Raw genomic sequence first — 17,819 nt, 5'->3', positions numbered from 1 at the left:
TTATGACAAGGTACCCCGTATTGCCATTAACATCGCTTCACGAGGCATTCACCACTGCGTTGGATTCCGTTACAAGCCTGCTGCTGGAAGCTGAACCCGGAGCGGGTAAGTCAACTCTGGCACCTTTGTGGGCTTTAAAGTGGGCACCGCCCGGGCAGCAAGTTTGGCTTATTCAGCCAAGAGTCTTATCCGCTGTAGCACTGGCTGAACGACTGGCTGAGCTTGAGGGCGGGCAGGTGGGGCAAGGTGTGGGTTATCAGGTGCCATTTGATCGCGCCGACTCAGAACAAACCCGCTTATTGTTAATGACACCGGGGGTCTTTTTGCAACGCTTGTTGGCGGATCCTGGCTTAGCTGGTGTCGCTGTGGTTATGTTAGATGAAATCCACGAGCGCTCGGTTAACCAGGACACCGCCTGGGCTCTCGTACAAGAAACTGCGCTAATGCGCGACGATTTAAAGCTGGTTTTAATGTCGGCAACCGCCGACGCCGGGCTGCGTACTCAGGTTGAGCGCTCGCTGTTCAGTCCCGGCCGTTGCTTTCCAGTGACATTGCATTATTGTCCCGCCGCAGGGACTGCGGGCCGGGCGGAAGCACTCGAAGAGCATCTGCTGCGCGCGCTGCATAAGGTGAATGACTGGTGCGAGCGTACAGTGTTGGTGTTTTTACCCGGCTGGCGGGATATTGAGCGTTGCCAGCGGCACATTGCACAGCATTATCCTGAGCACAAAATTTACTGCCTACACAGTCGGGTTGAGCGCTCTGAACAGGTAGCCGCGCTTAATCCCGCTCTTGGCCCGCGGCTGATTCTCTCCACTAATATCGCCGAAACTTCTTTGACGATTGCCGATGTCACTCTGGTGGTGGACTCTGGTTTGACCCGTGAGCCGGATTATGAGCAGCGCACGGGCGTTACCCGGCTAAGTACCCGCCGTGTTTCGGCGGCGAGCGCCGAACAGCGCCGCGGGCGCGCCGGGCGCGTACAAGCAGGGCACTGCATTCGGCTGTGGCCGGAGTCTGAACCTTTAGTGCCACAAACATTGCCGGAAATTCGCCGCACGGATTATCTGCCTTTGGCCTTGCGTCTGGCTCACTGGGGAACGCCTGTGGCGGATTTACCCTGGCTCGAACCTCCTGGTAGCCTGGCGTTAGGTTATGCGCAAAAACATTTGCAGCGCTGGGGGTTGTTGGACGAGCAGAAAAAAATCACCGATGTGGGGCGTAGTGTCGCTGCACTGGGTACGCATCCGCGCATTGCCGCTCTTTTATTGCACCTGTTTCAAAACCCGAACGTTGATTTACAGCGGCAAAGTTGGCTGGCGCTACTTGCCTTGGCACTGCATTTTGATTTGATGCCAGAGAGAGACTTCACCGCTTGGTTACGAGAGGCGCAGCAGTGTTTACACCGCGATAGGCGCTGGCAGCAGCAATGGGCTCGTTGGTGTCGAGTTTTGGGGGTAACCCTTACCCCTAAAGCAACAGAGCTTAGTTTGCCTCCAGCGTTGAGCGGTGTATTGGCTAGTGTTTTTGCCGACCGCATTGGACGGATGACAAGTCTCAACCAATACCGTTTAAATACGGGGGCAACAGTTACTCTCGATTGCCGTACAAACTGGGCCATGGTGTTTCATATAAGCAGCCGGGGTAAAGCCCTAATGGGCGTTGGGCTTGATATTGAACTGACCGATGAGCAAAAGCACACTTTGGCTGAGGTCGAAACAGCCGTCGAAGCGGCTGGCAGTGGGAACCGACAGCGCTGGGTAGAGACACGCCGTTACCGTATGGGAGGGCAGGTAGTTGATGAGGTGCGCCGAACACTGAGTACGCAAGAAATTCCTGCTGCGGTGGTGGCCTATATACGGCAACGAGGCTTGGCGAGTGTCCCTTGGGCGGAGCCTGCTTTAACCTTGTTGCGCCGGGCGCGGCTGGCGCAAAATGCCAACTTAATCAACTTGCCGGATCTGAATGAGCAGGCGCTGACCGATTGCCTTGATCAGTGGTTGGGCGCTTTTATTAGTGCCGAAACTCAACTTGAGCTTATGCCACTTTGGGAGGCTTTGGCCTACCACCTGGGGTTTGAGGCGGTGGCCCAGCTAGATCAGTTGTTGCCTGCCTCATTAACCTTGCCTAGTGGGCGTCGTGTAGTCGTCGATTATCTTGGAGAAATGGAATCCGCGGCACTGCTTGCCGACCCTGAGCCCTGTAAACCCACCATTCGAGGCAAGTTGCAGGAGTTTTTTGGTGCGCGAGCTTTTACCCTGCCTGCCGATGGGGTGCCTTTAAGCATCGAGCTGCTCTCTCCCGCTGGCAGGCCGCTGGCGATTACTCGTGATCTCGCTTTTTTTTGGTCCGACGTTTACCCAGAGGTTCGCAAAGAAATGCGAGGACGTTATCCGAAACATCCCTGGCCGGAAAACCCTCTCGATCATGTGGCTACGGGTTTTACCAAAAAACGATTGGAGTCTTAATGCGTAATTTCTGTCTTTTGGTGTTATTGGGTATTACCGTATTTTCCTCCCCTGCGCTGGGGCAGGAGCGTGAGCTTGAAGAGACGATAATAGTCACCGCAAGTCGCATGCCTGAAACCTGGTTGAGCAGCACGGCAACGGTGGATACCGTAAAAATGAGTGAGCAATTGCCGGGTTTTCGTTTTGACAGTGCTGAGCTGTTAGCGGGGTTGCCGGGGCTTCAAGCTGACAGCCGTTCTAATTTCGCTCAAGACACACGTATTAGTTTGCGCGGTTTTGGCGCGCGCTCGGCGTTCGGGGTGCGCGGCATTAATTTACGGGTCGATGACATACCCTTGACCATGCCGGACGGTCAAAGCCAGACATCGAGTATCGCCCTGGATACCATTGACCGAGTTGAAGTTATGCGCGGCCCTCTGGCGACATTGTATGGCAATGCGGCAGGTGGAACTATCTTGTTTCACACAGAGGTTCCTGAGCAAAACTCGGTTGATTTGCTGGGGGCTTTTGGCGATGCGCGTCAAAGGCGTTACCGCCTGCGCAGCGAATGGGCGGGAGAGCAGGCGGCATTGCGTGTACAAGCCAGTCAGTTTACAACCGATGGTTTTCGTGAGCACTCAAGTGCAGAGCGCAACCAATTTACGGCGCAATGGTTTTATCGCTCGGCGTCTGGGGTACATGCGGTGGCGCGGATAGATATCAGCCGGGACCCTCACACTGAAGACCCACAGGGCCTTACCTACGATCAATGGCAAGAAGATCCCACCCAGGTGCACCCGGTGGCGCTGATATTTGATCCGCGTAAGTCTATTGATCATCAGCAGGCCTCAGTATCACTTAAACAAAACACCGACTGGGGGCGCTGGCAATGGGCCGGCTGGGCAGGGCAGCGCGAAATTCAGCAGTTTTTGAGTTTTCCAGGGGATGGTGAAAACGACAACGGCGCGGTAATAGATTTGGCACGAGATTTCGCGGGTAGTAATCTCACGCTGGCCCGTCAGTTTGGTGCTCTTGAGTGGTCTTTGGGGGCTGAATTTGGGCAGATGCGGGATCGGCGTAAAGGTTATGTTAATAACCGGGGAGAGCAGGGGGAGCTTAAACGTTCCGAGCTGGGTGAGGTGCGAAACACCGATCTCTACACGGCTTTGACCTGGACGCCCGATGAGCATTGGCGTTTACAGTTTGGGGCTCGGCAAAACGACATAGATTTTAAAGTCAGTGATTATTATGTGCAGGGGACTAATCCCGATGATTCTGGCCGAATGGGTTACCGTGAGCCTTCTTATGGCCTTGGGGTGAGTTACGGCGAGCGCAACTGGCGTCTGTTTGGCAGTGTGGGAGAAGGGTTTGAAACGCCTACCTTGACTGAGATGGCCTATCAAAATCAAGGCACTGGGCTGAATTTGGATTTGCAAAGCGCGCGCAATCGCCAAGGTGAAGTAGGGTGGCGTCTGACCGATGGGGTTTGCGAGGCCAGTGCTGTGGTATTTGCCATGCAAAGTCGGGATGAATTGGTGGTGGATGTTTCAGAGGGTGGGCGAACCACTTATCGCAATGGGGCTGACACCCAACGCTCGGGCTTAGAGCTGCAAGGGGTGTGGCGATTGAGTGACGTTTTATCGTGGCGTTTGGGGGCGACGTGGTTAAATGCCGAATATTCTGCAGGGCCATTCCAAGGCAATAGATTGCCAGGTGTAGCCCGAGAAAACCTTTATTCACAATTGGATTGGCAGGGGCGGGTTTGGTTGCGTTTGAGTGCAGCTGCTCAGTACCGAGGTGAAGTGGCAACGGGCGATAACAATGAAGAGTGGGCGCCGGACTCTTTGGTGTTGGATTTTTCCGCGCAGACGGAACATCGTTTTGGTGAAATCTCTTTGAGCTCATGGCTTAAGCTGGAGAATGCCCTCGATGAGAAATACGTAGGTGCTGTGATTGTCAATCAAAGCCGTGGCCGAACCCTGGAGCCCGCACCTCCGCGGCAAATTAATGTGGGGGTGGAAATCAGTCGGTCGTGGTAACGCTGTCATACAGGCGTTTTTAACGGTTCTCATAAAATTGTCATTTTGATAGGTAAAAAAGCGCAAAAAATAGCCGAAAATGGCAAATTGCTGCCAATTTATAGTCCCATTTGTCAACCGAATCGGGTATGATATGCAAACTACCTGTGACGCAATGCTTGTTTATTTGCAATCAGGACGTCCATTAGGCTGGCAAGTTGCTATTTGGAACGGATGGCAGTGTGAGGTAGAATAAAATACCTGAGTAAACCACTAGGTTATACGGTTTTTATTCAATTGATTCATCTGAACCTATTCCGGTAGGTCATCCAAAAGCCACAGAGGTATACATTGTCTATGGACGTGATGGAAACCATCAAACAACAGCTTTCTGAAAATCCGGTTATTTTGTACATGAAGGGTTCTCCTAACGCCCCTCAGTGCGGATTTTCGCAGCGCACATCACAGGCTGTGATGGCGTGTGGTCAGCGGTTCGCTTATGTGGATATTTTATCCAATCCAGAGCTGCGCGAAGGACTCAAGCAGTACGCTAATTGGCCGACCTACCCGCAATTATGGGTTAACGGCGAGTTAGTAGGCGGTTGCGATATTGTGACCGAGATGTACGAAAATGGTGAACTCAAGACATTGATTGAGTCTGCCGCCTCAGAAGATTCTTCTGATTGATTCATGCTCCTGTTGGGGCAGCTCCCGGTCCCGGGCGCTGCCCGTTTCTTTTTAGCTCTCCCTGTTGTGCCTCCATTTTGTACCTCCATTCCTTATTCCATTGCCCATCATTTATTTCCGAAGACAATTCTTTCAATGAGGTTTAGCTTCCGGAATTTACTTTCCAGGCTAAGTATCCGAGCAATGCCAGTCCGGTTGCGCTGATAGCAATTAAGCTTAAGCCCAGGGTTCGATGGGGCCGTTCCACTATTTCCACTTCGCCATCGCGGCGTAACCAGTGCGCCATCCAGGCGGTGTTTTTGGATTTCAGAAGTCGAATTTCTTGCTCTTTGAGCGCCCGGATCTGCTCTTCATAGTGGCGCCACTGCTCACCGCTGGATGCTTCGCGCAAACGGTACAGCTCATCCAGTTTTTGGTTTAGCGCGACGAGGGTTTTGTCGATGCGTTCACTCAGCTGTGCAAGCCGGGGGTCTGTATTTGATTGCAAGGTTGGCCTCGTTTAAGGATGGTAAGTGGTAACCATATCAGATTCACCACCGCTAAGCCGTGTGCCTGTTATAATCTCGCCGTTTTTTCATTCACGGTTTTGGCATCGCTAATGGCACCTCAGATGGACGACTCACGCACCAGTTTAAAAGGCTACACGCACCCCCGTTATTGGACCACATGGATGGCGCTGGGGGTGTTTGTTCTTGTTGCGCATTTACCTTGGTGCGTGTCACGCAAACTCGGTGAGTGGTTGGGCGCTTTGTTTTATCGCTACGCCAAGTCCCGGCGAGATATCACACGGGTTAACGTCAATTTGTGTTTTCCCGATTTAAATGAGGAGCAAGCCGAAGAGCGTGTACGGCAAATTTTGCGCAATGTAGGCTTGAGCTTTGTGGAGACGGCGATTGCATTGTGGGGGCCAGACCGCAAGTTTGATAATCGCTATACCCTAAAAGGGCTGGACATTCTTCATCGTCTGCAAAATGAGGGGAAAGGGGTGTTGCTGCTGGGAGGGCACTACACCACCTTGGATGTTGCTGGCCGCATAATGGGGCTCAATATTGAATGCGACATGATTTATCGCGTGGACCGAAACCCCTTGCTGGCCGCCGCTATGGCTCGTGCCCGCGAGCGTTACTCGGGCAGCACCATTCCCCGTGACGATGTGCGTCAGCTGGTGAAGAATCTGCGTAAAGGCCACCGCATTTGGTACGCCCCCGATCAGGATTACGGCGTGCAGAATACGGTATTCGCCCCATTTTTCGGTGTTCAGGCCTCTACTGTGACCGCGACGGCGCGAATGGCGCAAATGGGGCGCGCTGCGGTAGTGCCTTTTGAGCACTATCGTGATGAAGACGGCGTATATCATGTAGAGCTAAAAGAGCCTTTGGCGAACTTTCCCAGTGGTGATGACGTTGCGGATGCGGCGGCTGCCAATGCGGTGGTGGAGTCGGTCGTGCGGCGTCATCCCACACAGTACTTATGGGTTCACCGGCGCTTTAAAACTCGCCCAGACGGGGAGGTATCGCCTTATTCACCCAGGCGTAAGAAATAAAGCGTATAACCCAGTACACTTATATAGTTGGAAGTGATGTAATCACACGGTTGGCAGTAGGGGAGTAAAGCATGCTGAGAATGTTTGAAATTCAGGGCGCGAAGTTGCGGGATCAGAACGTGGATCCGGAAAATGTCCGCGAGGCCATGAATCACGCTGTCTGGATTGACGCCCATGAGCCGACGGATGAAGAGCGCGACCAGCTTAATACCTTTTTGCGGGCAGAGCTGCCTGAGTCCGACGATGTTGAAGAGATTGAGTTTTCTGCGCGCTACTTTTTAGATTCGGCGGGCATTCACGTCCACTCCTTGTTTCTTGCTCCCACCGAAGGTCGGCACAGCACCACTACGGTCGCTTTTATTTTGCAGGATAAACGCTTAATCACCTTGCGCGATGGCGAGCTGGCAGATTTTCGCCTGTTGAGAATGCGGGCCCGTCGTGGGCAGGTGCAGGCGCATTCGCCGCAAGACTTGCTGATTACCATGTTCGAGCAAAAGGTCGAAAACCTCGCTGACGTGCTGGAGGATATTCACCGCAAACTCGAAGATGTCAGTCATACCGTATTGGAAGATGACGATGCTGACCTTGAAGATGCCATCGACCGCCTGGCCAAGCTTGAAGACAGCAACGGGAAAATCCGCTTGTGTCTTATGGATACCCAGCGCTCTATTTCTTTTTTGCAGCGGCATTTGCGCGAGCATTTTGAATTGCAGGAAACCGCCCGAGAGATCAAGCGTGACGTGGATACCTTGATGTCTCATACGGCGTTTTTGTTCGATAAAATTAACTTTTTGATGGACTCTACTCAGGGTTTTATCAATATCGAGCAAAACCAGATCATCAAAACCTTTTCTATTGCCGCGGTCATTTTCTTGCCGCCCACTGTGGTCGCCAGTTTTTATGGGATGAACTTTGAGTTTATTCCTGGGCTGCACTGGGAGTGGGGTTATGTGACCGGTACATTAATTATGTTGGCATCGGCGATTGCACCACTTTGGTATTTCAAGCGTAAAGACTGGTTATAAGCATCCGGCCGCCGCCGGCTGCTAATGGGCCTAAAGCCCAGCTAACCGGAGGTCTTATGTCTGAAGTTCTGATTTTTGGGGCGAGCAGCGCCTTGGCTTGCGCTCTTGCAAAACGCTACGCCGCCGCGGGCTATCGGGTGCTGGGGGTGGGGCGCACGGAAGTCGAAAGAGGTATCTACGACGATTTCTACCTCTGTGATTACACCGACAATGCCCTGTCCGAGCTGACGGACCAACTGAAAAACGCCAATGTGACGCCTCGGGTGATTCTGTGTTGTGTGGGCGTTTTGCTCGATGACCAGGCCACCCCGGAAAAGCGGCTTGAAGAATTGAATGGCGAGGCGCTTGCGCATTACTTTTCTGTAAACACCGTTATTCCAGCTCTGATTATGAAACGCCTGCCAGGACTTTTGACGGGCGTTGAAGCGCCGAAAGTGGCTTTTTTAAGCGCGCAGGTGGGCAGCATTGGCGATAACCAGTTGGGTGGTTGGTATGGTTATCGGGCCAGTAAGGCGGCGCTCAATATGCTGATTAAAACGGCCTCTATTGAGCTGTCGCGCCGCTGCGAAGGGTCTTGTGTTGTCGCGTTGCACCCTGGAACGACCCGCTCGCCGCTCTCTAAACCCTTTGCTGGTCGTATCCCCGCTCACCGGCTGTACAGCCCCGATGTCTCCGCGGCACGTTTGTTTGCGGTGCTGCAAGGTCTGAATGCTGAAAATACGGGTCAGTTTTATCACTGGAGTGGTGAGCGTCTGCCTTGGTAAAGAGTCTTGGTGCGGTCGGTAAATGTGTTAATATCGCCGGTTTTTCGACCTCCGCTGATAGGGTGTTTTTATGGGGCTTGCCGACAGAGTTCTAGCCGTTAACGACGATCTTCCGATTCGTACCGAGTTGCCTGTACACAGCGGTAAAGTGCGCTCTGTGTACTGGTTGAACGATGCCGACAGTCAGCGCCTGATAAAAGAAAAAGGCTACGATGTGGCCGAAAACGCCTCCTTGGCGATTATGGTTATCAGTGATCGCATTTCAGCCTTTGACTGCATTTGGCATGGTGAAGGCGGCATGAACGGTGTTCCCGGCAAGGGCGCTGCATTGAACGCGATTTCTAATCACTGGTTTGGTTTGTTCCGTGAGCACGGTTTGGCTGACAGTCATATCCTCGATATTCCCCACCCCTTAGTGTGGATTGTCCAAAAGGCTCGCCCTGTAATGATCGAGGCCATTTGTCGGCAGTATATTACCGGTTCCATGTGGCGAGCTTACGCCGGCGGTGAGCGCGAGTTTTGCGGTATCAAGTTGCCAGACGGCTTGCAGAAAGATCAGAAGTTGCCAGAGCTGTTGATTACACCTTCCACCAAAGGGGTGTTAAAGGGGATTCCCGGTGTGCCCGCGGTGGATGACGTTAATGTCACCCGCCATAATTTAGAGGCCAATTTCGCGGCTTTTAAGTTTCAGTCAAAAAGCGATATTGATCGGTACGAAGCGCTGTTGAAAGACGGTTTCAGGCTGATCAGCCGCGAGCTGGAAGGTCTGGATCAGGTGTTTGTGGATACCAAGTTTGAGTTTGGTTACGTCACCGACGCGGCTGGTAACGATAAGCTGATTTATATGGATGAGGTGGGTACGCCGGATTCATCACGCATTTGGGATGGCCCCAGCTATCGCCAAGGCGAGGTGGTGGAGCAGTCCAAAGAGGCCTTCCGGCAGCTGCTGCTTGGCTATTTTGACGATCCAGATATCCTGCTCAACAAGCAGCGTATGGATGAGCGTAGCGCGCTGGCGAAAAACAACGCCTTGCCCGAGTCGGTCTTGATGCAGGTTTCACAAACCTATTGCGGTATCGCCGAGAAAATTACCGGTAAAAAGGTTGAGTTATCAAAAAATCCCAAGCAAGAAATTATTGAGGTGTTGCGAGATCAGTACGGCTTGGTGGATTAAGGGGCGGCTTTAGCTGTCCCACTCCCAGCGTAAAGGTTCACCAAACTCATCGTAAATGATTTTTTTGCGCGGTTTTTTGTTGTTTTTACCTGTGGGTGGTTTACCCGGTTTACGGCGCTGTTCAATTGCGGCGATGACATCGTTGACGGCGGTGCGGGTATCACCTTCTGATTTTTTCTCAAACACATGGGGCAGGGGTTGACGCGTTTCCTCGCGCCCGGAAATACCTTGGGGTACCTGTTCAACGACGCCACCACGGGATTGGTACTCGCGAATTTGGGCATCCAGCTCCTGGCGTTGCTCCTTTTTGGATTTGATCGGTTTCATACTGCAATCCGAAGCGGCAATAGCAAAGCCGTTTAGAATATCACTTGGCCCGCTAACCGTGAAGTTATGGCCGCAATTGGCACAAACATGACAGAAGCAAACGTCAAAATCACTGAAATTTTTTACTCATTGCAAGGCGAGTCAAATACCGTGGGTTTGCCCACCGTGTTTGTGCGCTTGACCGGTTGCCCGCTGCGCTGTGGCTATTGTGACAGCGAATACGCTTTTTACGGCGGTACGCGCATGAGCTTGGCGCAGGTGCTGGATAAAGTGTCGGCGTATGGGGCGACTTATGTTTGCGTAACCGGTGGCGAACCGATGGCGCAAAAGCATACGCCTGAGCTCTTGCGAGCGCTGTGTGATCAGGGGTACGAGGTGTCCTTGGAAACCAGTGGCGCCATGGCATTGGATGATGTGGATGGCCGGGTAGTGAAAGTGATGGATTTGAAAACACCCGGTTCGGGAGAGTCACACCGCAACCGTTGGGAGAATTTACCGCTGCTGGGCAAGCGCGACCAGATTAAATTTGTGGTCTGTTCACGTGAAGATTATCAATGGGCCAAGTTGAAAATCGATGAGTATCAGTTGGCCGATAAAGTGGCGGATGTGTTGTTGTCCCCCAGCTTTGGCGAAATTGAGCCGAGAGCGCTAGCTGAGTGGGTTATTGAGGATAATCTGCCGGTGCGATTTCAGTTGCAGCTGCATAAATTGCTCTGGGACGATATTCCCGGGCACTAGCGATTTCGCACACCGTAATCCTGCAAAACGATCAGGGGAGAATTGTAATGGCGAATAAAAAAGCCGTGGTGTTAGTTTCCGGGGGGCTGGATTCAACAACGGCCCTAGCGATTGCTCGCAACGAAGGTTATGAGTGTTACACCATCAGCTTTGATTACGGTCAGCGTATGCGTGCCGAGCTGTTGGCGGCCGAGCGCGCTGCCAAAGCTTTGGGCAGTGCTGCGCACAAAGTGATTCAGTTGGATTTACGCACCATTGGTGGCTCAGCGCTGACCGATGATGGCATTGATGTGCCTGAAGAGGAAACCCAGGGCGTGCCTGTGACGTATGTGCCGGCCCGCAACACCGTATTTTTGTCGATCGCGTTGGGCTGGGCTGAAGTCTTGGGGGCGGTGGATATTTTTATTGGGGTTAACGCCGTTGATTATTCCGGTTACCCGGACTGCCGTCCGGATTATATTGCCGCTTACGAAGTTATGGCCAACCTTGCCACTCGCGCAGGCACCGAAGGCCAAAAACTGTCTATTCGCACTCCACTGATTGATTTGAGCAAAGCTGACATTATTCGCAAGGGGTTGGCGCTTGGTGTGGATTACAGTCTTACGGTGTCTTGCTATCAAGCTGACGACGATGGCCGCGCCTGCGGTCGCTGTGATAGCTGCCGCTTGCGCAAAATTGGATTTGAGCAGGCAGGGGTGGGCGACCCGACCCGTTACCGATTTTGAGTGTGTAAAACGCACACTTTGGTAAGTTATTGATCACTTGGCGATTATTGCCAATTAAATGCAAAAAAGCGCTTGTTTTTTCCGCCCAAATCATTATTATGTGCGCCTCTGATTTGGGTGCCTTAGCAAGCAGGTGCGTAAGTTAGCGGGTCGTTAGCTCAGTTGGTAGAGCAGTTGGCTTTTAACCAATTGGTCACTGGTTCGAATCCAGTACGACCCACCATATTCGACAGGCTGTTTACTGAGCGCCGCCGGTCACCCGCCACAGGATTTGGCAGACAAACAGTTTTATGGGTCGTTAGCTCAGTTGGTAGAGCAGTTGGCTTTTAACCAATTGGTCACTGGTTCGAATCCAGTACGACCCACCATATATTGCCCGCTGGGCAAAGTTGTCGTTCTGGATGAGAACCGGTTCGAGCCGAGCGTAAGCGAGACATCGTCGCGAATGCGACGACCCGAAGGGTGAGGCGAAGCCGAATAATCCAGTACGACCCACCATTCAAAAAGCGCCAAGTGAACATCACTTGGCGCTTTTTTATTACGCCTAAGCCGCCAGTTTGCGGCGTTTGCACGCTCCCGCCATATTTCTCGCTTGTGTTAGAATGCGCCCTTTATAAAGCGCTCCATTACCCAGTGCTGAGCGCCAACCGTGGTACCTGAGTATGTCCGTTGAAGTTGTCGAAAATACCGAGACAGAATCGTTGGCCTCTGATCGGCAGGTGGTCAAAGACCATTTGGCTGGTATTGGCCGACATGGTGAGTTAACTCCTGAGCAAGAAGCCGCCTATAAAGCGCAGATCAAGCAAATGCTGATCGAGCGCGACGCAGTGCTGGTGGCTCACTATTACACAGACCCTGTTATTCAAGCGCTGGCTGAAGAGACCGGTGGCTGTGTGTCTGATTCTTTGGAAATGGCCCGCTTTGGCCGCGACCATCCAGCCTCGACGCTGATCGTGGCCGGGGTAAAGTTTATGGGTGAGACGGCAAAAATCCTCACCCCTCATAAACGCGTGCTAATGCCAACTCTTGAGGCTACCTGTTCTTTGGATATCGGTTGTCCGGCTGACGAGTTCTCTGATTTTTGCGATCAGCACCCAGATCGCACGGTCGTGGTCTATGCCAACACTTCGGCAGCGGTTAAAGCGCGCGCCGACTGGGTGGTCACCTCTAGTATTGCTTTGGATGTGGTGGATTACCTGGATAAAAAAGGTGAAAAAATACTGTGGGCGCCGGACAAACATTTAGGTGCTTACGTGCAAAAGCAAACCGGTGCGGATGTTCTAATGTGGGACGGCGCTTGTATTGTGCATGAAGAATTTAAGGCGCGCGGTATCGAAGATTTAAAAACCCTATACCCAGACGCCGCCGTGCTGGTACATCCCGAATCCCCTCAGTCAGTGGTAGAGCTGGCGGATGTGGCGGGCTCTACGTCGCAGCTGATTAACGCCGCACAAACTCTGCCTAACCGCGAGTTTATTGTGGCCACTGATCAGGGCATTTTTTATAAAATGCAGCAGCTGTGCCCGGATAAAGTGTTTCACGTTGCTCCGACAGCGGGTAGTGGTGCCAGCTGTCGCAGTTGTGCCAACTGTCCATGGATGGCATTAAACGAATTGGAAATACTGGCTAAGGTGTTTGATCAGGACGACAACGAAATCTTTGTCGATCCGGTATTGGCTGAACGGGCCATGCGACCTTTAGACAGAATGCTGGCCTTTAAAAAAGGCTGAGTTTGTAGAGGCTCAACGCTGCCTCGCTTGTGTCCCTGAGCGGCTGTGCGTAACATGTCGCCAGTTTTTGTAATCAATCATCGATGAGTGACTGCTCATCCGGGCGCTGCGCCGAAGCGCCTTTGTTCCGCAGTGGAGAAAATATGATTCAAGGCAGTATGGTTGCCCTGGTGACACCAATGAACGCCGATAACTCACTGGATTGGCAGCGATTGTCGGCTCTGGTTGACTGGCATCTCGAACAGGGCACTCACGCGATTGTGGCGGTAGGCACTACCGGTGAATCGGCAACATTGGATGTTGACGAGCATTTGGCTGTTATTACCCATGTTGTGAATCAGGTGGCGGGGAAAATACCTGTCATTGCTGGTACTGGTGCCAATTCAACATCGGAAGCGATTGAGTTAACGGAAGGCGCCAAAAATGCCGGCGCTGATGCCTGCTTATTGGTAACTCCTTACTACAATAAGCCAACTCAACAAGGTTTGTACTTGCACCATAAGGCCATAGCCGAAGCGGTGGATATTCCCCAGCTTTTATACAACGTGCCTGGCCGAACAGCAGTAGACATGCAGCCCGACGTTGTTCTTGAGTTGGCTAAATTGCCCAACATTATCGGCATTAAAGAGGCTACCGGTGATATGGTTCGCGCCAAAGCCATTATTGATGCCGCGCCGGATGGCTTTAAAATTATCTCGGGCGACGACGAAACCGCTGTGGAATTGATGTTATTAGGCGGCCATGGGGATATTTCTGTCACGGCTAATGTCATACCCGGCAAGCTGGCGCAAATGTGTGAACTTGCTATCGCTGGAAAGGCTGAAGAGGCTCGTGCGATCAACGATTCATTAATGTCGCTGCATCGGGCCATGTTCCTTGAGGCCAATCCAATTCCGGTGAAGTGGGCGCTGGCGCAAATGGGGGTAATAGGTGAGGGGATTCGTTTACCCATGACGCCGCTATCCGACGTATATCATGAGCAAGTTCGCACCGCTTTGCGCGATGCCGGGCTGTTATAAGTAAGCTGAAGATAATCCTATGATAAAAACCATCGCCCTTCGCGGGCTCGCTTTGACGTTAATGACACAGCTGGTGGGTTGTGGCGTGTTTTGGGGTGACCAGGCCTATTTCCGTAATCGTGATGGCGATTACCAAAAAGCCGATAAAATTGAGCCTTTAAAAGTTCCCGAAGGTATGAGTGGTGCGCGCTTGGGTGAGGTGTATCCCATACCCCCTATTCAGCAGAGCGAGTTTGATGAGGCGGTGGCCGCTGATCACAACGAGGTGCCAAGGCCGCAACCTCTGGCGACCAACTTAATGCAGGAAAACGTAAAAATTCAGCGCTTGGGCGATGAGCGCTGGATTTTGATGAACGTATCTCCCGGTGAAGTTTGGCCTCGGGTGCGCAGTTTTATGAACGAAAATAATGTGGATGTTGCCAGTGCTGATATCAGTCGCGGCTTGATAGAGAGCCACTGGTTGCAGTTTAAAACTGATTTAAGCACCACAGACCGCTATCGCATTCAGATTGATCAAGGTGTGCAACCTGAAACCAGTGAGATCCACGTATTACACCAGTCCGTTAGCGGCGCCACGCCCCCTGAAGAGGCGCAGTGGCCAGGGCAGTCAACCTCCACTGAGCGCGAAGCCTGGTTGCTGGATGAGTTAGCGGCTGCTCTGGCACAGGACGAAACGATTGGTGGTACTTCATTACTGGCACAGGCTATTGGCGGCGAAGCTAAATCAGCGCTCGTGGTTGAGGCCAGTGAACCGGTGATGAAAATACGCTTGAGCGAAGAGCGCGCCAAGGCAACATTGTTCCACGCCATGAAACAGGATGGCTTTGCCATTTACGACAGTGCCCCCGATGAAGGCGTGTACTATCTGCATTACGAGCCGGTAGAGCCAGAAGGTGACGGTTGGTTTAGCAGTTGGTTTGAAAGCGATGGTGACATAGTACATACCAGCCCTTATACGGTATCGCAGCTTCTGCCAAATGTACCCCAGGGGGAAGCCTTTACCAATGCACCTCTGTCAAAACGTACGGCAGAGACACTTAACCCTAATGCACCCGGTTATTTGCTGTTCATCAAAGGTCAAACCGGCGACTATACCGTTCATTTGCGTGATCCTTATGGCAAGCGTCTCGATCCACGCACCGCCCGCGAATTACTGACATTGTTACGTAAAAATCTGATCTAAGAGGCAAGCTCATGAGGTTTGCCTCTCTGGGCAGCGGCAGTAAGGGTAATAGTACGCTGATCGAGTGGTCAGGTGGTGCCCTGCTGCTGGATTGCGGTTTTAGTGTTAAGGAAACTGAAGCGCGTTTGCAGCGTCTGGGGCGATCAGCCAAAGACCTTACAGCCGTTATCGTTACACACGAGCATACCGATCATATTAAAGGTGTGGCAGCGTTAGCGCGGCGTTTTAAAATGCCGGTTTATATGACTCCAGGCACTTTTTACAGCCGAGATCACGGCTTAATCCCCGAACTTCGATTAATTGAAAATTATCAGCGATTTAGCCTGCATGGTTTAGAGGTGGAACCTGTTGCTGTGCCTCACGATGCTCGTGAGCCGGCGCAGTTTGTGTTTCGCTACAGCGGTGTGAGCCTCGGGGTGTTAACGGATCTTGGTAATATCTCACCTCATGTCGAAAAATGTTATTGCGATTGCGATGCATTGATATTAGAAGCAAACCACGATCCTTTAATGCTCGCAGGCGGACCTTACCCGCCTTCGTTAAAGCAGCGAGTGGGAGGTTTATGGGGGCATTTGAGCAACCAGCAGGCTGCAGGTTTTTTACAGCGTGTGAATACTTCGCGGTTACAGCATCTGGTGGTTGCACATATCAGCCAAAAGAATAACTCTCTGGCGCTTGTCCGTCAGACTCTTGAGCCCTTGCTGGCTTCTGTGGCTAACACAGTCTATGCCTGCCAGGATGAGGGGTTTGAGTGGCTTGAGGTGTCTGGTGTGCCGCCGGTATCCGTGTCGGCTTAACTCACAGTCATGGTGTTAATTGTTCTAATAAGCGCCACGCCTTTGCTATAGTTGCTGGTATACAAAAACTGTAATGGGTGGATAAGAAAGTGGAACGTCGTCAACATGAACGCACCAGCCGGAGTATTCGGGTGGAGATGATGCACCCCAGTATCGGCACCATCGTTGGTTTCACTACGGATATTTCCGAGGGTGGGGCACAGGTGATGCTAGAAAACCAATCGATACCGCCGGTTGGGACCGAATTGCAAGTATGCTTTCGCAAAGTGGTGGGGCCCATAAATGCGGAGCCTGTCACGATGAAAGTGGTGCATCAGTTTCGCAATACCATCGGGTTATCCTTCGCTCTGTAAGTCGTTGTTCTGACAGTGCTCGGGCAAGCTGATGGTGCCTCGATTTTCTTTGACGGTCCGCTGTAGTTGTAATAAGTCCTGACAGTTGACCTTTTGATTGCCTTCCAAATTAACGTCCGTTAGTTTGATCAGCTGCAGTAATGGCGCTGAATCTGAAATACGATTGTTTTCAATATGCAGCAGTGTGAGTTTGCCCAATCTTCCCAAGGGCCTTGCGTCGCGAATTTTATTATCGGCTAAATCCAGCTCGGTGATAGCAAAATAACGTTCTAACCCGGCAAGACTTACGATTCCGGCATGGCTGCACTGCAGCTGTGTCAGCTGACTGACAGATGTTACCTTGCGGTCCACAACGGCTTGCTCGATACACGCTTGAAGGTTTGAGTCGAGAATGTTCGATACTGTAAGCAAGGGTTTAGGCGTGTACAGCACATTGTCATTCACAGAAAAATCGTACTGACTGCAACCGGTAATCAGGGTTAGGGCCGTGGCGAAAAAAAGTATCTTCATTGTGTCTCTGTTGCCGTATTCAGTGAGGGTTAAGAGTGGTTGTGTAAATGTGATAATGACCAGTGTACCCAAGCGGACAATGGTATAGGATTATCACCGGATATTCATTGGCCAGATTCAGGAGTCAAGATGAAAAAAGTAATCGCAATTGCCAGCGTTTTAGGCTTAGTGGCTTGCACCACCACAGACCCTTACACAGGAGAGCAAAAAACCACCAATTCAACCACAGGCGCGGTCATTGGCGCGGTGGCCGGTGCCGCTATTGGAGTTGCATCGTCCAGTAAAAAAGACCGGGGCAAAGGCGCACTCACAGGTGCCGTGGCAGGCGGTGCTATTGGTGGCGGTGTGGGCCACTATATGGATCGCCAAGAGGCTGAACTGCGTCAGAAACTGCAGGGCAGTGGTGTGCAGGTGCGTCGCGATGGCAACACCATTTCATTGATTATGCCGGGTAATATCACCTTTGAAACTGACCAGTACTCCATTCGCCCGGAGTTTCACGATGTTTTAGATTCCGTCGCACTGGTGTTGGCTGAGTATAAAGACACCAATGTGAATATTGCCGGGCATACCGACTCAACTGGCTCGGACAATTACAATCAAATGCTCAGTGAGCGGCGGGCGCAGAGCGTGCGCGAATACCTGGGGCAGCGCAAAGTGGATTACGGTCGTATGAACGCGGTGGGCTACGGGCCTCGCTATCCCATCGCCAGTAACTCTTCCTCATCTGGCCGCGCGCAAAACCGTCGCGTGGAAATTGAACTGGTGCCGCGTTAAAA

Annotated in this window: 18 protein-coding genes, 2 tRNA genes and 1 other RNA gene; 18 read left to right on the top strand and 3 right to left on the bottom strand. The window is 52.1% G+C overall.

Annotated features, from left to right (window positions below; genetic code table 11):
• The first annotated feature begins 2 nt into the window (after positions 1-2).
• From hrpB to grxD, 3 genes are all read left to right on the top strand, one after another.
• A complete protein-coding gene (gene hrpB, locus D568_RS0115555; protein ID WP_020210528.1) occupies positions 3-2,468 on the top strand; it encodes an ATP-dependent helicase HrpB in 2,466 nt (821 codons plus the stop codon).
• Positions 2,468-4,486, top strand: coding sequence for a TonB-dependent receptor family protein (locus D568_RS20375; RefSeq protein WP_020210527.1), 2,019 nt, complete (start codon positions 2,468-2,470; stop codon positions 4,484-4,486). Before hrpB ends, D568_RS20375 begins: the two co-directional genes overlap by 1 nt.
• 336 nt (positions 4,487-4,822) lie before the next feature.
• A complete protein-coding gene (gene grxD / locus D568_RS0115545) occupies positions 4,823-5,152 on the top strand; it encodes a Grx4 family monothiol glutaredoxin (RefSeq protein WP_020210526.1) in 330 nt (109 codons plus the stop codon).
• Positions 5,153-5,294: 142 nt separating this feature from the next.
• Here the strand turns inward: grxD and D568_RS0115540 are convergent, their stop codons facing one another.
• Positions 5,295-5,639, bottom strand: a complete 345-nt coding sequence (locus D568_RS0115540) for a hypothetical protein (RefSeq protein ID WP_020210525.1) — start codon at positions 5,637-5,639, stop codon at positions 5,295-5,297.
• Between the two features lie 111 nt (positions 5,640-5,750).
• On the opposite strand from D568_RS0115540, the gene lpxL reads away from it, so the two are divergent.
• The 4 genes from lpxL (at position 5,751) to D568_RS0115520 (ending at position 9,658) form a co-directional block, all read left to right on the top strand.
• Positions 5,751-6,695, top strand: coding sequence for an LpxL/LpxP family Kdo(2)-lipid IV(A) lauroyl/palmitoleoyl acyltransferase (gene lpxL, locus D568_RS0115535; RefSeq protein WP_020210524.1), 945 nt, complete (start codon positions 5,751-5,753; stop codon positions 6,693-6,695).
• 71 nt (positions 6,696-6,766) lie between these two features.
• A complete protein-coding gene (gene corA, locus D568_RS0115530; RefSeq protein WP_020210523.1) occupies positions 6,767-7,720 on the top strand; it encodes a magnesium/cobalt transporter CorA in 954 nt (317 codons plus the stop codon).
• 56 nt (positions 7,721-7,776) lie between these two features.
• On the top strand, positions 7,777-8,484 hold the full coding sequence (locus D568_RS0115525; protein ID WP_020210522.1) for an SDR family NAD(P)-dependent oxidoreductase: 708 nt from the start codon (positions 7,777-7,779) through the stop codon (positions 8,482-8,484).
• Positions 8,485-8,554: 70 nt separating this feature from the next.
• Positions 8,555-9,658, top strand: coding sequence for a phosphoribosylaminoimidazolesuccinocarboxamide synthase (locus D568_RS0115520; RefSeq protein WP_020210521.1), 1,104 nt, complete (start codon positions 8,555-8,557; stop codon positions 9,656-9,658).
• Positions 9,659-9,667: 9 nt separating this feature from the next.
• On the opposite strand, the gene D568_RS0115515 is transcribed toward D568_RS0115520, so the two are convergent.
• The gene (locus D568_RS0115515; RefSeq protein WP_020210520.1) at positions 9,668-9,985 is read right to left on the bottom strand and encodes a hypothetical protein; all 318 of its coding nucleotides are present in this window, start codon (positions 9,983-9,985) and stop codon (positions 9,668-9,670) included.
• 87 nt (positions 9,986-10,072) lie between these two features.
• Here D568_RS0115515 and queE point away from each other — a divergent pair, with 87 nt between their 5' ends.
• From queE to D568_RS0115470, 10 genes are all read left to right on the top strand, one after another.
• Entirely contained in the window at positions 10,073-10,723 is a 651-nt protein-coding gene (gene queE, locus D568_RS0115510) for a 7-carboxy-7-deazaguanine synthase QueE (RefSeq protein ID WP_040516940.1), read from the top strand.
• Positions 10,724-10,770: 47 nt separating this feature from the next.
• Complete coding sequence (queC, locus tag D568_RS0115505; protein WP_020210518.1) at positions 10,771-11,448, top strand: 7-cyano-7-deazaguanine synthase QueC; 678 nt, start codon at positions 10,771-10,773, stop codon at positions 11,446-11,448.
• 147 nt (positions 11,449-11,595) lie between these two features.
• Positions 11,596-11,671: transfer RNA gene (locus tag D568_RS0115500), tRNA-Lys, on the top strand.
• Positions 11,672-11,740: 69 nt separating this feature from the next.
• Positions 11,741-11,816 (top strand) — tRNA-Lys (locus D568_RS0115495).
• 12 nt (positions 11,817-11,828) lie between these two features.
• A non-coding RNA gene (locus D568_RS21520) (RtT sRNA) lies at positions 11,829-11,946 on the top strand.
• 164 nt (positions 11,947-12,110) lie between these two features.
• The gene (nadA, locus tag D568_RS0115490) at positions 12,111-13,178 is read left to right on the top strand and encodes a quinolinate synthase NadA (protein ID WP_020210517.1); all 1,068 of its coding nucleotides are present in this window, start codon (positions 12,111-12,113) and stop codon (positions 13,176-13,178) included.
• Positions 13,179-13,321: 143 nt separating this feature from the next.
• Positions 13,322-14,197 carry a 4-hydroxy-tetrahydrodipicolinate synthase gene (dapA, locus tag D568_RS0115485; protein ID WP_020210516.1) on the top strand — a complete coding sequence of 292 codons (876 nt, stop codon included), beginning with the start codon at positions 13,322-13,324 and terminating at the stop codon, positions 14,195-14,197.
• A 19-nt stretch (positions 14,198-14,216) separates the two neighbouring features.
• Positions 14,217-15,380 carry an outer membrane protein assembly factor BamC gene (bamC, locus tag D568_RS0115480; protein WP_020210515.1) on the top strand — a complete coding sequence of 388 codons (1,164 nt, stop codon included), beginning with the start codon at positions 14,217-14,219 and terminating at the stop codon, positions 15,378-15,380.
• Between the two features lie 11 nt (positions 15,381-15,391).
• Positions 15,392-16,177, top strand: coding sequence for an MBL fold metallo-hydrolase (locus D568_RS0115475; RefSeq protein ID WP_020210514.1), 786 nt, complete (start codon positions 15,392-15,394; stop codon positions 16,175-16,177).
• Positions 16,178-16,266: 89 nt separating this feature from the next.
• Positions 16,267-16,530, top strand: coding sequence for a PilZ domain-containing protein (locus D568_RS0115470; protein ID WP_040516938.1), 264 nt, complete (start codon positions 16,267-16,269; stop codon positions 16,528-16,530).
• On the opposite strand, the gene D568_RS20370 is transcribed toward D568_RS0115470, so the two are convergent.
• Positions 16,513-17,040: a hypothetical protein gene (locus D568_RS20370; RefSeq protein ID WP_020210512.1), complete on the bottom strand. Its 528-nt coding sequence runs from the start codon at positions 17,038-17,040 to the stop codon at positions 16,513-16,515. The genes D568_RS0115470 and D568_RS20370 overlap by 18 nt on opposite strands.
• A gap of 129 nt (positions 17,041-17,169) precedes the next feature.
• On the opposite strand from D568_RS20370, the gene D568_RS0115460 reads away from it, so the two are divergent.
• Positions 17,170-17,817: a YiaD family glycine zipper/OmpA-like lipoprotein gene (locus D568_RS0115460; protein WP_020210511.1), complete on the top strand. Its 648-nt coding sequence runs from the start codon at positions 17,170-17,172 to the stop codon at positions 17,815-17,817.
• Positions 17,818-17,819 lie beyond the last annotated feature (2 nt).

Source organism: Gilvimarinus chinensis DSM 19667 (genome assembly GCF_000377745.1).
Taxonomy (GTDB): Bacteria; Pseudomonadota; Gammaproteobacteria; order Pseudomonadales; family Cellvibrionaceae; genus Gilvimarinus; species Gilvimarinus chinensis.
This window is presented reverse-complemented; position numbering and strand designations above follow the sequence as displayed.